Annotated in this window: 14 protein-coding genes; 11 read left to right on the top strand and 3 right to left on the bottom strand. The window is 35.4% G+C overall.

Annotated features, from left to right (window positions below; all coding sequences use genetic code 11):
* Positions 1–17: 17 nt before the first annotated feature.
* Positions 18–710 carry a chitin disaccharide deacetylase gene (chbG, locus tag OB_RS11680; RefSeq protein ID WP_011066663.1) on the top strand — a complete coding sequence of 231 codons (693 nt, stop codon included), beginning with the start codon at positions 18–20 and terminating at the stop codon, positions 708–710.
* 171 nt (positions 711–881) lie between these two features.
* Here chbG and OB_RS11675 read toward each other — a convergent pair whose 3' ends face one another.
* Positions 882–1751, bottom strand: a complete 870-nt coding sequence (locus tag OB_RS11675; RefSeq protein ID WP_011066662.1) for a LysR family transcriptional regulator — start codon at positions 1749–1751, stop codon at positions 882–884.
* Positions 1752–1910: 159 nt separating this feature from the next.
* Here OB_RS11675 and mmgD point away from each other — a divergent pair, with 159 nt between their 5' ends.
* From mmgD to OB_RS11655, 4 genes are all read left to right on the top strand, one after another.
* Positions 1911–3023, top strand: coding sequence for a citrate synthase (gene mmgD / locus OB_RS11670; RefSeq protein WP_173338117.1), 1113 nt, complete (start codon positions 1911–1913; stop codon positions 3021–3023).
* A gap of 24 nt (positions 3024–3047) precedes the next feature.
* Positions 3048–4484: a bifunctional 2-methylcitrate dehydratase/aconitate hydratase gene (locus OB_RS11665; RefSeq protein WP_011066660.1), complete on the top strand. Its 1437-nt coding sequence runs from the start codon at positions 3048–3050 to the stop codon at positions 4482–4484.
* A gap of 13 nt (positions 4485–4497) precedes the next feature.
* The gene (gene prpB, locus OB_RS11660) at positions 4498–5403 is read left to right on the top strand and encodes a methylisocitrate lyase (RefSeq protein WP_011066659.1); all 906 of its coding nucleotides are present in this window, start codon (positions 4498–4500) and stop codon (positions 5401–5403) included.
* Positions 5404–5591: 188 nt separating this feature from the next.
* Positions 5592–5822 carry a hypothetical protein gene (locus OB_RS11655; RefSeq protein ID WP_041544237.1) on the top strand — a complete coding sequence of 77 codons (231 nt, stop codon included), beginning with the start codon at positions 5592–5594 and terminating at the stop codon, positions 5820–5822.
* Between the two features lie 201 nt (positions 5823–6023).
* Here OB_RS11655 and OB_RS11650 read toward each other — a convergent pair whose 3' ends face one another.
* Together OB_RS11650 and OB_RS11645 are read right to left on the bottom strand one after the other, a co-directional pair.
* The gene (locus OB_RS11650) at positions 6024–6347 is read right to left on the bottom strand and encodes a YolD-like family protein (protein ID WP_011066658.1); all 324 of its coding nucleotides are present in this window, start codon (positions 6345–6347) and stop codon (positions 6024–6026) included.
* Position 6348: 1 nt separating this feature from the next.
* A complete protein-coding gene (locus tag OB_RS11645; protein ID WP_041544235.1) occupies positions 6349–6570 on the bottom strand; it encodes a hypothetical protein in 222 nt (73 codons plus the stop codon).
* 157 nt (positions 6571–6727) lie between these two features.
* Between OB_RS11645 and OB_RS11640 the strand changes: the two genes are divergently transcribed.
* The 6 genes from OB_RS11640 to opp4C all read left to right on the top strand — a co-directional run bounded on the left by OB_RS11640 (position 6728) and on the right by opp4C (position 13427).
* Positions 6728–7369, top strand: a complete 642-nt coding sequence (locus tag OB_RS11640; protein ID WP_011066657.1) for a PAQR family membrane homeostasis protein TrhA — start codon at positions 6728–6730, stop codon at positions 7367–7369.
* Between the two features lie 209 nt (positions 7370–7578).
* A complete protein-coding gene (locus OB_RS11635) occupies positions 7579–8565 on the top strand; it encodes an ABC transporter ATP-binding protein (RefSeq protein ID WP_011066656.1) in 987 nt (328 codons plus the stop codon).
* On the top strand, positions 8562–9554 hold the full coding sequence (locus tag OB_RS11630) for an ABC transporter ATP-binding protein (protein WP_011066655.1): 993 nt from the start codon (positions 8562–8564) through the stop codon (positions 9552–9554). The genes OB_RS11635 and OB_RS11630 overlap by 4 nt, the downstream gene beginning before the upstream one ends.
* 93 nt (positions 9555–9647) lie before the next feature.
* On the top strand, positions 9648–11447 hold the full coding sequence (locus tag OB_RS11625) for a peptide-binding protein (protein ID WP_011066654.1): 1800 nt from the start codon (positions 9648–9650) through the stop codon (positions 11445–11447).
* 76 nt (positions 11448–11523) lie between these two features.
* On the top strand, positions 11524–12492 hold the full coding sequence (locus tag OB_RS11620) for an ABC transporter permease (RefSeq protein ID WP_011066653.1): 969 nt from the start codon (positions 11524–11526) through the stop codon (positions 12490–12492).
* 11 nt (positions 12493–12503) lie between these two features.
* Positions 12504–13427: an oligopeptide ABC transporter permease gene (opp4C, locus tag OB_RS11615; RefSeq protein ID WP_041544232.1), complete on the top strand. Its 924-nt coding sequence runs from the start codon at positions 12504–12506 to the stop codon at positions 13425–13427.
* Positions 13428–13432 lie beyond the last annotated feature (5 nt).

The raw sequence follows: 13432 nt of genomic DNA, 5'->3' as shown, positions 1-13432 counted from the left end.
ATGATGGAGGGATATCAATGAGGGTGGAGATTAATGCTGATGATTATGGCTTAACGAAAGGTGTTACCGACGGTATTATCAAAGCACATAGAGGAGGATGTGTTACATCAACTACACTTATGATGAATGGTTTATCTGTTGAATATGCTGTTGAACAAGCAAAAAGCAACCCTGCTTTAAAAGTGGGAATTCATCTCGTTTTAACTTGGGGGAGGCCAATTTCAAATGATGTTGCTTCTTTAGTGCAATCAAATGGTAAGTTTAGATATACGAGTAGTTACAGAGAAATGGATCCGCCTTCATTAGCTGATGTTGAAAAGGAATGGCGAGCTCAAATAGAAGAATTTAAAAAAACGGGTTTAACACTTAACCATATAGATAGTCATCATCACATTCATGCTTGGTCACCATTAACAGATGTTATTATAAAATTAGCGAAGGAATTTGAGGTACCTGTAAGGTATGCAGATACGCTAAAGGATTATCCAGAAATATGTTGGACAGAGAAGATATGGGTTCAATTTTATCAAGATGGAGTTAATGATAATCTGTTTGAACAGTTAAAAGAGGAAAAGGTTCGATCTTTAGAGATTATGACTCACCCAGGCTTTGTAGATGAAGATTTAAAAGAAAATAGTTCCTATCTGTTTACACGGGAGAAGGAAGTCGATGTTCTTTGTAGTATCCAAATTCCTGAATGGGTGGAATGAAAATAATTTTATAGTTTAAGAGCTAGTTGTGTCCGACAATAGTATTCCTAAGATGAGACAAGAATGAACTATAGGATTTCTCGAAATGTATACATTTTGAGAAATCCAGATTTGCATTGTCTCATCTTGGTTGTTTTTATAGACTTATTATGTCTGATTATAATTAATATACTATAAGGACTTAACATCAATCGTCTGAATGAAATTAACAAATGCACGAACAACATTCATTTGTAATGCATCTTCTGGGTAATACATCCATGTCTGTCTTTTAATTAGTTCATTATCTTCATCTATGATTGGTTTAACAATTAATTCTGGGTTATTTCTAACTACTAAATTAGCTATTACTGCATATCCTAAGCCATGTACAACCATTTCCTTGCAAGTTTCAACTTGATTCACATGGATAGTGATATTAGGACTCTGTGTATAATGCTGATGCCACCAATTATCAACAAGCATTCGCATATGATCATCTGTATAATAATCAATTCTAGGAAGTTGTGGTAGCTGTTCCCAAGTAAATTCCCAAGGGGATGCGATGCAAATTTCTTCTTCATACAATAATTGTTTCCGCTCTTTCCATGGATAATTTCCTTTTATAAAACTAATATGTACATCATGATTTAGTAACAAGCGATGCATTTCGCTGCTCCATCCAGTAACTACCTGGCACTCTACATCAGGAAATTCTTGTTTAAATAATTGAAGCAGTTTAGGCATTTTATTGGATGCAAAAAAGTTTGAAACCCCTACACGTAATGTTCCTGTAACTTGATTTTTCATATTGTCTATTTTTTCCTCGATTTTTCTCTGTTCTCTTAACATTTGTTGAGCATGATGTGCCAATTGTTCTCCCTCAGGAGTAAATGCAATCCCTCTACGTTTTCTCATAATAATTTGTATGCCATAATATGCTTCTAATTTTTTTATTCGTGATGTAAGAGTGGGCTGTGTTAAAAACAATTGATGGGCAGCCTGCGTTATATTTTCTGTCTCATATAAAGTAGATAACATTTCCCAATCCTGTAGATGCATTAATAATCCCCCTATAGAATATGATATAGATTTTTTTTATGTTTATTTATTAATATTATATATTTTTCTAATTTTCTAATCAATATTATAATATAGGTAGAATAGTTGAAGGATTCTTTCTATTATTTGACTGCGCTTTCAATATAAATTTGAGGAGGAATGAAATTGAAGACAGATGAAAAATTTGTTCCAGGCTTAGATGGTGTGATTGCATCGGAAACAGCAATTTCTTTTTTAGATGTTGAAAAGGAAAAAATTATCATTAATGGACATGATCTTATCGAATTATCATTAAAACAGGATTATTTAGATATTCTTTATTTACTTTTGGAAGGGGATCTGCCAAAAAAAGTAGAGATAACAAAAACAGAGAAATTATTGAAAGATCATTATGAAGTTCCTCAAGCAGTATTGGATATCTTAAAACTATTACCTAAGGAAACACATCCAATGGATGGAATGCGGACGGCTTTATCTGTACTTGCAGGATACGATAAAAATATCGAAGATCGCTCAGCTAGTGCGAACAAAGATCGTGCATATCAGTTGCTTGGCCAATTGCCGACAATTACAGTAAATAGCTATCGAATTTTGAATAATCAAGAAGTGGTGCAACCAGCCACAGAACTATCTTATAGTGCCAACTTTTTATACATGATTACAGGAAAAGAACCATCAGATTTACAAGTGGAAATTTTTGATCGATTATTGTTGCTTTATAGCGAACATGAAATGCCAAACTCTACGTTTACTGCTAGAGTAATATCTTCGACCAATTCTGATATGTATGGTGCATTAACTGGAGCTATATCTTCGTTAAAGGGGAATTTACATGGTGGTGCAAATGAAGCAGTTATGTACATGCTAAATGAAGTAGAAACAGCCGACGAATTTGAACAATTACTATATAAAAAGTTAGAAAATAAAGAGAAAATTATGGGGTTTGGACATCGTGTCTATATGAAAAAAATGGACCCACGCGCCCTTATTACAAAAGAAGCACTAAAAAAACTTTGTGAGAAAGATAATGACTATACTTTATTAGAGATGTGTGAAGCCGGAGAGGAAGTAATGAAAAAAGAAAAAGGGTTGTATCCTAATTTAGATTATTATGCAGCACCTGTTTATTGGAAATTAGGTATACCGATTTCGCTGTATACACCAATCTTTTTTAGTGCACGTACCGCTGGACTTGCAGCCCATATCGTTGAGCAACATTCAAACAATCGTATATTCCGTCCAAGAGTGAAATATATCGGAAAAGATTATTAAGGGATAAGAGAGGAGTTTTATTATATGACACAAGTAAAAACGATAAATCAAACAGATAAAATTATTGAAGAAATAGCTGATTATGTAGTTCATACAGAAATTACGAGTGAAGAAGCTTATAGAACTGCACATCATGTATTAATTGATACACTCGGTTGTGGAATTTTAGCATTGAACTATCCGGAATGTACTAAATTATTAGGACCGATTGTACCAGGTACAGTTGTACCTAATGGTAGTAGGGTTCCTGGTACCTCATATGTACTAGACCCAGTACAAGGTGCTTTTAATATTGGTACAATGATTCGTTGGTTAGACTACAATGACACTTGGCTTGCGGCAGAATGGGGACATCCTTCAGATAATCTAGGTGGAATCTTAGCTGTTGCAGATTATGTGAGCCAAGAAAGATTAAGTAAAGGTGAAGAGCCAATAAAGGTAAAAGAAATACTTGAAATGATGATTAAAGCACATGAAATTCAGGGTGTATTAGCATTAGAAAATAGCTTAAATCGAGTTGGGTTAGATCATGTTTTATATGTAAAAATCGCTACTACGGCCGTTGTAACCAAAATGCTAGGGGGAACCAAAGAAGAGATACAAAATGCGTTATCCAATGCTTGGATTGATAATTCAAGTTTACGTACGTATCGTCATTTTCCAAACACAGGTTCCAGAAAGTCCTGGGCTGCGGGAGATGCGACAAGTAGAGCAGTTCGATTAGCTTTAATGGCAATCAAAGGTGAAATGGGATATGCAACAGCTCTTACTGCAAATGGTTGGGGATTCCAGGATGTTCTTTTTAAAGGACAAGAGCTGAAGTTAAGTCGCTCTTTAGGAAGTTATGTTATGGAAAATGTCTTATTTAAAGTATCGTATCCTGCAGAATTCCATGCGCAAACTGCAGCTGAAGCAGCTGTTCAATTACATCCAGAGATAATAGGACGTCTTGATGAAATTAAAGAAATAACGATTAAAACGCATGAATCTGCTATTCGAATTATTGATAAAACAGGTCCGTTACACAATCCAGCTGATCGAGATCATTGCTTGCAATATATTACCGCTATTGGTCTTTTAAAAGGAAATATTACTGCAGAAGATTATGAAGATGATGTGGCTGCTGATCCGCGTATTGATGAATTACGTGAAAAAATGGTGACTGTGGAGAAAGAATCTTATACAACGGATTATTTAGATCCTGAGAAGCGCTCCATTGCCAATGCAATACAAGTACACTTTGTAGACGGGACTTCTACAGATGTTATTGATTGTGAATATCCATTAGGGCATCGTTTCCGTCGTGAGGAAGCAATACCTAAGATTTTGGAGAAGTATGCGCATAATTTGTCTACTCAATATACGGTTAAACAGAGTGAACGTATACAGAAGGTTACGAATAATTTTGATGAGGTACAACAAATGAATACAACGGATTTTGTTGATTTATTTGTAAATTAAGGAGGACTTATAAATGGCTTGGATAGTAGACCAACCTATATCACAACAAGAGTTAGCAAGTCAGTTTCGATCCCAAGTAAGTGAACAAGGAATTGCTCAAATTCCTGGTGCACATGATGCGATGGCCGGACTGATTGCCAAAGAAGCAGGATTTCAATCTCTTTATCTTTCAGGAGCAGCATATACCGCAAGTCGTGGCTTACCGGATTTAGGTATTGTTACTTCAACCGAGATAGCTGAAAGAGCTAGAGATATTGTACGCGCTACTAATTTGCCTATTCTCGTTGATATAGATACCGGTTTCGGTGGAGTTTTGAATGTGGTCAGAACAGCACGTGAAATGGTAGAGGCACATGTGGCGGCAGTACAATTAGAAGATCAGAAGTTGCCTAAAAAGTGCGGCCATTTAAATGGAAAACAATTAGTAAGCACAGAAGAAATGGTTCAAAAAATTACTGCGATTAAAGAGGTAGCCCCAACACTTGTGATAGTTGCTAGAACCGACGCACGTGCAGTTGAAGGTTTAGATGATGCTATTTCAAGAGCTCAAGCCTACGTAGAAGCTGGAGCGGATATTATATTTCCAGAGGCATTACAAAATGAAGAAGAATTTCGACTTGCTTCAGAAAAAATTGATGCACCACTACTTGCTAATATGACTGAATTTGGGAAAACTCCTTATCTAACTGCAGAGGAATTTGAACAAATGGGCTTTGATATTGTTATTTATCCAGTAACATCTTTACGAGTTGCAGCGAAGGCCTATGAAAAAATCTTTTCATTAATTCGTAAAGAAGGTAGTCAAAAAAATGGTTTATCTGAAATGCAAACAAGGAAAGAATTATATCAGACAATTTCCTATGATGAATTTGAAGATTTAGATGAAGGTATTGCGAAAACAGTTCTAGAAGATAAATAATAGTATTTGTTTTTCATATGTACTCTTAGGTTTGATCCCTAGGGGTACATATTTCTTTTTGTTAGCTGTTATATAAATTACTTACTTTTTTTAGACTTATCACATGGTACTTCCACTATTGCACGCTAGTATAGAATTGTTCAATATATACATTCTAATAAGTAAAAGGTATAAGGTTGGTGGAAACCATGTATGTTATTAGCCTAATGGGAATTAGTAAGGTGATTGAAGCACCTGTTCATCAAATAAAAAAATGGATTCAGCTATTTGATTCCTATATACCAATGACGTCTATGGACCAAATTCTGTATTTTGAAATAGAAGCCGTTCATATATTGTCGTTTATTAAAGAAAAAATAGAAGAAGAATATGATTGGACTGAAATTGAAAGCTTACTCCAGCATACGGCTTTTGGATAACTAGGTTTGGCCATAACAAAAAGACGATTGATAGCTGGAATAACCTTAAGAAAACTCCTTATAAAAAAAGATTAAAGAGTCGTCCAAATGCATAAGCATTTGGAGGCTCATTAGCCAATAAGTGGATAATATTTCTGATGTAGGTTTTCAAAGGCCGAACAATCGGTTTTTCCTTTTGGTGTGGATACTCTTGTCTCAACCTCACTCTGATTCTATATTCAAAAGGTTGTTTAGAGGGAATTCTAGTGTATCATTATCCATATTTAGTTGAAGGTGTTTTTTTGTTACTTTTATATTCGATGCTTGGCATGTAGTGGTTTGCATTTCTCCATCATCATAATAAGTAATTGTGATACTGGAATTATTGATAGTAGCAAATTGTAATTGCTGTTCCATATAATCAAGCTGCTGGGCATCAATAACAGGTTTAGATATTTTTTGGGATTCTTTTTTCTTCTTTCTAAGGTATTCAACATGCTCTGGCAGCATCATAGCTGTCCATTTTATACTTCCGCGATCATTCATATTATGCACCGTACTTCACTCGCTTAGATGATTTTCCAACAAACAATATCCGGTCCAAATGAAAAGATCGGATTTCTTTTCGAAAATAACAGAATGCAAGTATCGAATCAGATTTTATCGTTACTACTTGAACAGTTCGTTGTGTTATATTATCGTTCTGATCAATATATATCATTATTACTTTTTTCCTTTGTTTTAAAGAATGAAGAAGTAATGGGTACATCGAACGAACCCTCCTTTTAATATAGAACAAATGTTCTGTATTAAAAGTATATCATGATTAGAAAAAAATATACATACGATTTTATTCGCTTTTTCTTTTTTGAACATGTAATATTTTACAGTAGATGAATTATTGTTTGGAAAGAAGGATGGTTAAATTGGCAAATACACATATTTTTACAAAAGGAGAGGAGATTGCAAATGCAATAACTCATGGTATTGCAGCTTTATTAAGTGTAGCTGGGTTAGTTGTGTTGATTGTTTCATCAGTATTTAATGGAACAGCATTACATGTTGTTACATTTACTATATTTGGTGCGACTATGGTGATCTTATATACTTCTTCGACATTTGTACATGCTCTACCAAAAGGGAAGGCAAAAGATATATTTGAGATACTTGATCATTCTTCCATTTACTTATTTATAGCTGGGACATACACCCCATTTACACTTCTAGTCATTCAAGGAGCAATGGGTTGGAGTATATTTGGTGTGGTGTGGGGGATAGCGTTATTTGGAATTGTATTTAAAATATATTTTGTAAAAAGGTTTCTATTTACCTCTACATTACTATATATATCTATGGGCTGGTTAATTGTAATAGGATGGACACAAATAACAAATAACTTAGAAAGTAGTGGGGTGTATCTTCTCGTCGCAGGGGGATTATGCTATACATTAGGAACGATTTTTTATATGTGGAGAGGTTTTAAATTTCATCATATGATTTGGCACTTATTTGTTATTGCGGGTACAATTTTTCATTACTTTTGTGTACTATTCTTTTTACTACCATAAAATATCATAAAATACTCTTTGAATGCATTTCTTTTTGTAAAGAAGTGCATTTTTATTTGACTATGTCGAATTTTGTAACACTTAATAAAATTCTGTATATTCTGTTGACAGTTTACGAGTTATAGTATAATATGAATTCAAATTTATTAACTAGTTAAATATCCCTAGCTAAGAATGTTCAAAAAAAGGTTTGGGAATGGAGAGTGCAAATGCAAAACGAATCAGTGCTTAAAGTCGAAAATTTAAAAACATATTTTTATTTAGAGAAAGAAAAAGTTGCAAAGGCTGTGGATGGAGTTTCATTTCATGTATCTCCAGGAGAGACAGTTGCTATCGTAGGAGAATCAGGGAGCGGAAAGAGTATTACCGCATTATCTATTATGCAATTAATTAACAAACCAGGGGAGATCATTGAAGGAACTGTTAAATTACATAATGATGAAATCCAAAATCTTACTTCGAAGCAAATGACGAAAATTAGAGGAAATGATATAGGGATGATTTTTCAAGAACCGATGACATCTTTAAATCCTGTATATACAATTGGAAATCAAATTATCGAAATGTTAAGAAAACATAAAAAGGTAAATAAACAAGAAGCAAAAGTAAAAGCAATACACTTATTAAAACTTGTAGGAATCCCGCGTGCAGAACAAGTCATAGATGAATATCCACATCAGTTGTCTGGTGGTATGCGTCAACGAGTCATGATTGCAATGGCAATATCTTGTGATCCTAAACTATTAATTGCAGATGAACCTACTACCGCCCTTGATGTAACCATACAAGCACAAATTTTAGATTTATTACAAGAGATGAAAGAAAAATTTCATATGGGAGTACTACTAATTACACATGATATAGGCGTAGTATCAGAGTATGCTGATCGAATTATCGTTATGTACGGTGGGCAAATAGTAGAAGAAGGGACTGTTTCAGAGATACTACATGATACGAAACATCCCTATACGAGAGGATTATTAGAAAGTTTACCAGATATCAATGAAGATATAGATCGATTAGGTACAATACAGGGGTCTGTGCCACCCGCTTATGATTTTCCGATCGGCTGTCGCTTTTCTACGAGATGTCCGTACGTCATGGAGGAATGTATTCAAGCTATTCCAAAACTGACAAAAGTGAATAACCAAGCTGTACGTTGTTATCTCTATCAAGAAGAGGTGGTGAAGAAATGAAGCAGGTCGACTCTAACGTTTTAGTAGATGTGAAGGAAGTGAAAAAGTATTTTCCTATAAAAGGTGGCGTCTTAAAACGAACTATTGGTCATTTAAAAGCAGTTGATGATGTTTCATTTTCTATTTATGAAGGAGAGACACTAGGGATTGTAGGAGAATCTGGTTCCGGTAAGTCGACACTAGGTCGAGTGATGTTACGACTTTTAGATCCAACAGAAGGAAAAATTGAATTTAATGGTACTGATATATCTCATTTAAGTAGGAGGAAATTACGACTTCATAGAAAAGATATGCAAATGGTATTCCAAGATCCATTTGCATCGCTCAACTCTAAAATGAGTATTTTAGAGTTGATAGAAGAACCTTTAATTGTACAAACCAACCTGTCTAAAGAAGAGAGAAAGAAAAAAGTAATCGACATTATTGAGAAAGTAGGACTCCGAGCAGAAGACAGCTTAAAATATCCTCATGAATTTTCTGGTGGACAAAGGCAACGTATAAGTATAGCGCGGGCATTAATCACGAATCCAAAATTTGTGATTTGTGATGAACCAGTTTCAGCGCTGGATGTATCTATTCAAGCTCAGGTTCTTAATTTAATGAAAGATTTACAGGATGAATTAGGTTTAACATATTTATTTATTGCGCACGACCTAAGTGTAGTAAAACATATTAGTGATCGAGTTGCGGTAATGTATTTAGGAAAAATTGTAGAAATTGCGGATAAGCAATCGCTATATGAAAATGCTATGCATCCCTATACTCAAGCCTTACTCTCTTCAATCCCTGTAGTTAAAAAACATGATGAGGTAGCACCAACAAAAGAGAGAATGAGATTAACTGGAGATTTGCCTTCTCCAGCAGATCCTCCTAGTGGTTGTACATTCCGAACACGTTGTCCATTTGCTTTTGAACAATGTGCAAGGGAAAAACCTCCACTAATAGAGAAAGAAAAAGGGCATTACATTGCTTGCCATTTACATGCTTAACAAAAGGCGCGTACATAATTAGGAGGTGATGTCTCTGTTATCAAATGGTTAAGTTAGTTCGTCTATCAAAGATATTTAAAAGGGGGAAATTTAATGGAAAAGTGGAAACGAATACTGGTGCTTGCTATTCTAATCTTATTTGTATCTGTATTTGCTGTAGCTTGCACAAGTAATAATGAAGGTGAAGGGGATACAGAGGAACCTGCTACTGCAGAGGAAGAAGAAGGGGATGGCGATGAAGAGGCTACTGGTGAACCACAATCAGGTGGAACCATTACTGGTGCAATGGATACTGCTCCATCAGGAGTCTTTAATCCAATATTTTATGAAGAAGCATATGAAGCAAATATCTTAGACTTCACACACGAAGGTTTATTAAGTCAAGATAAAGAATTAGCATATGGACCTAACTTAGCTAACGATTGGGAAATCAATGATGATAACACAGAAATCACGCTGAACTTAGAGGAAGGCGTTAAATGGCATGATGGAGAAGAATTTACTGCAGATGATGTTGTATTTACCTATAAATCGATTGCATCTCCAGGTTATATTGAAGCTGGGGGCGTACGTGTAGAATATGCAGAGAAATTAGTTGGCTATACAGCATTCAATAGTGGGGAAACAGATGAATTCGAAGGTGTTGTAGCACAAGATGACTATACAGTAACCTTTAAATTCGAAGAACCAAATGTAACTATTTTGAAGGATGTGGCATTTCCAATTATACCTGAACATATCTTTGCAGATGTTCCAATTGGAGAGATGCCTTCTCATCCAGCTACGTTAAATGCTGGTGAAGTAATCGGTACTGGACCATTTAAATTTACTGAAATGCTTGAACGTGAGCAGTACATTTTAGAAAAGCATGCTGATTATTGGAAGGACGAACCATACTTAGATCAAATTGTATGGAGAATTGTAGATCAGTCAGTTATGCTTGGACTTTTAGAAAACGGTGAAATTGATTTTATCTCTGATCCAAATGGTGTTCCAGCTGCCGATTTTGAAGATGTAAATGCAATGGAACATGTGGAAATTATTGAACAGCCTGATTTTGGATATCAGTTAATGGGCTTCAAAATTAATCATAGAACGGATGCGGATGTTGAGAGTGGAACAATTGATCCAGCAAATTGGGAAGTAAATGAAGATATGGGTGAGAAACTTATTCGACAAGCAATGGCATATGCAATTGATCGTCAAGCAATTGTTGATAACTTACTGTATGGGCATGGATCCGTTATTAATGCTCCAATTGCACAACAGTTCTGGGCGTATGATGAAGCAGCAACAACTTCTTATGGATATGATCCAGACAAAGCTGCAGAATTATTAGACGAGGCAGGTTATGTAGATACGAACGATGACGGCTTCCGTGAAACTCCGGATGGTGAAGAGTGGATCGTAAATCTGAATTATCCAACAGGGAATGCACTTCGTGAACAATCAGCTCCAATATTAAAGCAATTCTTAGAGGAAGCTGGAATTAAAATTGATCTACGACAACCGAAAGAAATGTCAGCATATGTAGAAGAGTTAACAAATGATAATACCGACTGGGATTTATATTTGCTTGGTTGGAGTCTAGGAAGTGGAGATCCAGATCCATCTGGTTTATGGAGATCTGTTGATCCATATAACTTTGGTCGCTGGAACAATGAAGAATCAGATCAGTTAATTGCAGATGCATTAACTGCTCCAGATGCATTTGAGCAAAGTTATCGTGAGGAAAAATATGGTGAATGGCAGGGAGTATTCTCTGATGACCTTCCCGCTCTACTACTTTACGCACAAAATAAAATTTACGGTCATCATGAACGCCTAAATGGTATAGACCCAATGCCATATGGGTTTATAAACGATCCACATCTATGGTGGGTTTCTGAGTAATAGTATGGGAGCGTGCGTTAGATGGCGTATGCTCCCATCTATTTTTACTAGAAAGATACATTAAGGTGGGAATAACATGACCAAATATATTATACGAAGAGTGCTAGTCTTTTTCCCAATGTTGTTAGCTCTAACTATAATTGTATTTACAATTGCTCAATTAGCTCCTGGAGACGCTTTGACAGGGCAGCAACTTTCGGACCCAAATATAGATCCAGAAGTGTATGAAAAACAAAGGGAAGCGCTAGGCTTAAATGATCCTATTCCTATTCGATATGGCAGGTGGATAGCAGATGTTGCACAAGGTGATCTAGGAAATTCACTTGTATTTAATGGACGTTCTGTAATGGAATTAATTAAGGATAGGATAATGAATACAGTATACTTAGGAGTATTTGCATTATTTATTACATTAGTTGTATCTATACCAATAGGTATTTATTCTGCTAGAAAGCCTTATTCGTTAATAGATTATGCTGCTACAGGATTTGGATTTTTAGGACTAGCTATACCGAACTTCTTTTTTGGTTTAATGGCTATCTACTTTTTATCTATTAACCTGGGATGGTTTCCTGCGCAAGGGACATTGTCGTCTCCTGGAGCAACAGGTTTTAGCGGTTTAGCTGATCGAATTCATCATATGATTCTACCGGGAATAACATTAGGACTAGCTGGTACGGCAACATACATGAGGTATATGCGATCCGAAGTATTGGGTGTTTTAGGTAGTGATTATATTCGAACTGCAAGAGCGAAAGGGATGTCTGAGCGAAATGTTCTATATAAACATACACTTCGAAATGCATTATTACCAATTGTGACTTTAATGGGATTTGAAATTGGAGTTCTACTTGGTGGCGCAGTCATTACGGAACAAGTATTTCAATACCCTGGACTTGGGACGCTATTTCTTAGCTCTGTTACCAATCGTGACTATCCAGTTGTGATGGCAATTGCTATGATTCTAGGTGTTTTAGTCTTAGTTGGAAACTTAGTTGCTGACATTATGTATAGTGTTATTGATCCTAGAATTCGTTATGATTGAGGTGAGTGAAAATGCAATCAATGCCACAGGAACCAGTACCTAATACTCCTAAAGAAGGTGTCATAGTCAAGAAAGAAAAAAGTAAAAGCCCCTTTCAAATAGGAGTTAGTAGATTTCTAAAAAATAAATTAGCAGTAGTTAGTCTTATCATTTTGGTATTAATTATTTTAATCTGTATATTTGCACCATTATTTACTGATCTTGATCCTGAGAAAACAGATCTTTTAAAGATAGAGAAAGGTCCAAGTGAAGAGCATATATTAGGAACCAATGGAGTTGGACAAGATAATTTTTCTCGACTGTTATATGGAGGAAGAATTTCTTTGATCGTTGGTTTTAGCGCAATGTTCTTTACTTTAGCAATCGGTGTTGTTTTGGGGTCACTTGCTGGATATTATGGCGGTAAAGTAGACAGTATTATCATGCGTGGAGCAGATATTATGTTAATGTTGCCATTTTTAGTATTAGTACTTACCATTATGGCGGTAATTGATAATGTAACCATTGGGTTATTTGTTACAACAATCGCATTAACGTCATGGCCAAATCTAACAAGAATTATCCGGGGGTCATATTTATCCTTGCGTGAACAAGAATTTGTGCTAAGTGCACATGCCATTGGTGCGAATGATTTTCGGATTATTTTTAAGCACTTTATTCCTAATGCAATTGGTCCAATTGTTGTAAATGCCACGCTTATGATGGCTTCTTATATTATCATAGAATCCGGTCTTAGTTTTATAGGATTTGGAATTCCACAACCAACACCAACTTGGGGGAATATGATATCTGAAGCGCAAAATATTCGGATTTTACGTGACCATCCAGAAGCTTGGATACCGCCAGGATTGGCTATTTTTATTACTGTACTAGCCATAAATTTTATTGGAGACGGTCTACGAGATGCATTTGATCCAAAAAGTAACCAACGATAAATATA

The organism is Oceanobacillus iheyensis HTE831, from assembly GCF_000011245.1.
Classification (GTDB): Bacteria; Bacillota; Bacilli; order Bacillales; family Amphibacillaceae; genus Oceanobacillus; species Oceanobacillus iheyensis.
Note: the sequence above shows the minus strand (reverse complement) of the source record. Positions and strands in the feature narration are given on the sequence as shown.

Coding starts and splice junctions, on each gene's coding strand:
- chbG (WP_011066663.1), top strand. CDS start 18: ATGAGGGTGGAGATTAATGCTGATGATTATGGCTTAACGAAAGGTGTT.
- OB_RS11675 (WP_011066662.1), bottom strand. CDS start 1,751: ATGCATCTACAGGATTGGGAAATGTTATCTACTTTATATGAGACAGAA.
- mmgD (WP_173338117.1), top strand. CDS start 1,911: ATGAAATTGAAGACAGATGAAAAATTTGTTCCAGGCTTAGATGGTGTG.
- OB_RS11665 (WP_011066660.1), top strand. CDS start 3,048: ATGACACAAGTAAAAACGATAAATCAAACAGATAAAATTATTGAAGAA.
- prpB (WP_011066659.1), top strand. CDS start 4,498: ATGGCTTGGATAGTAGACCAACCTATATCACAACAAGAGTTAGCAAGT.
- OB_RS11655 (WP_041544237.1), top strand. CDS start 5,592: ATGTATGTTATTAGCCTAATGGGAATTAGTAAGGTGATTGAAGCACCT.
- OB_RS11650 (WP_011066658.1), bottom strand. CDS start 6,347: ATGAATGATCGCGGAAGTATAAAATGGACAGCTATGATGCTGCCAGAG.
- OB_RS11645 (WP_041544235.1), bottom strand. CDS start 6,570: ATGTACCCATTACTTCTTCATTCTTTAAAACAAAGGAAAAAAGTAATA.
- OB_RS11635 (WP_011066656.1), top strand. CDS start 7,579: ATGCAAAACGAATCAGTGCTTAAAGTCGAAAATTTAAAAACATATTTT.
- OB_RS11630 (WP_011066655.1), top strand. CDS start 8,562: ATGAAGCAGGTCGACTCTAACGTTTTAGTAGATGTGAAGGAAGTGAAA.
- OB_RS11625 (WP_011066654.1), top strand. CDS start 9,648: ATGGAAAAGTGGAAACGAATACTGGTGCTTGCTATTCTAATCTTATTT.
- OB_RS11620 (WP_011066653.1), top strand. CDS start 11,524: ATGACCAAATATATTATACGAAGAGTGCTAGTCTTTTTCCCAATGTTG.
- opp4C (WP_041544232.1), top strand. CDS start 12,504: ATGCAATCAATGCCACAGGAACCAGTACCTAATACTCCTAAAGAAGGT.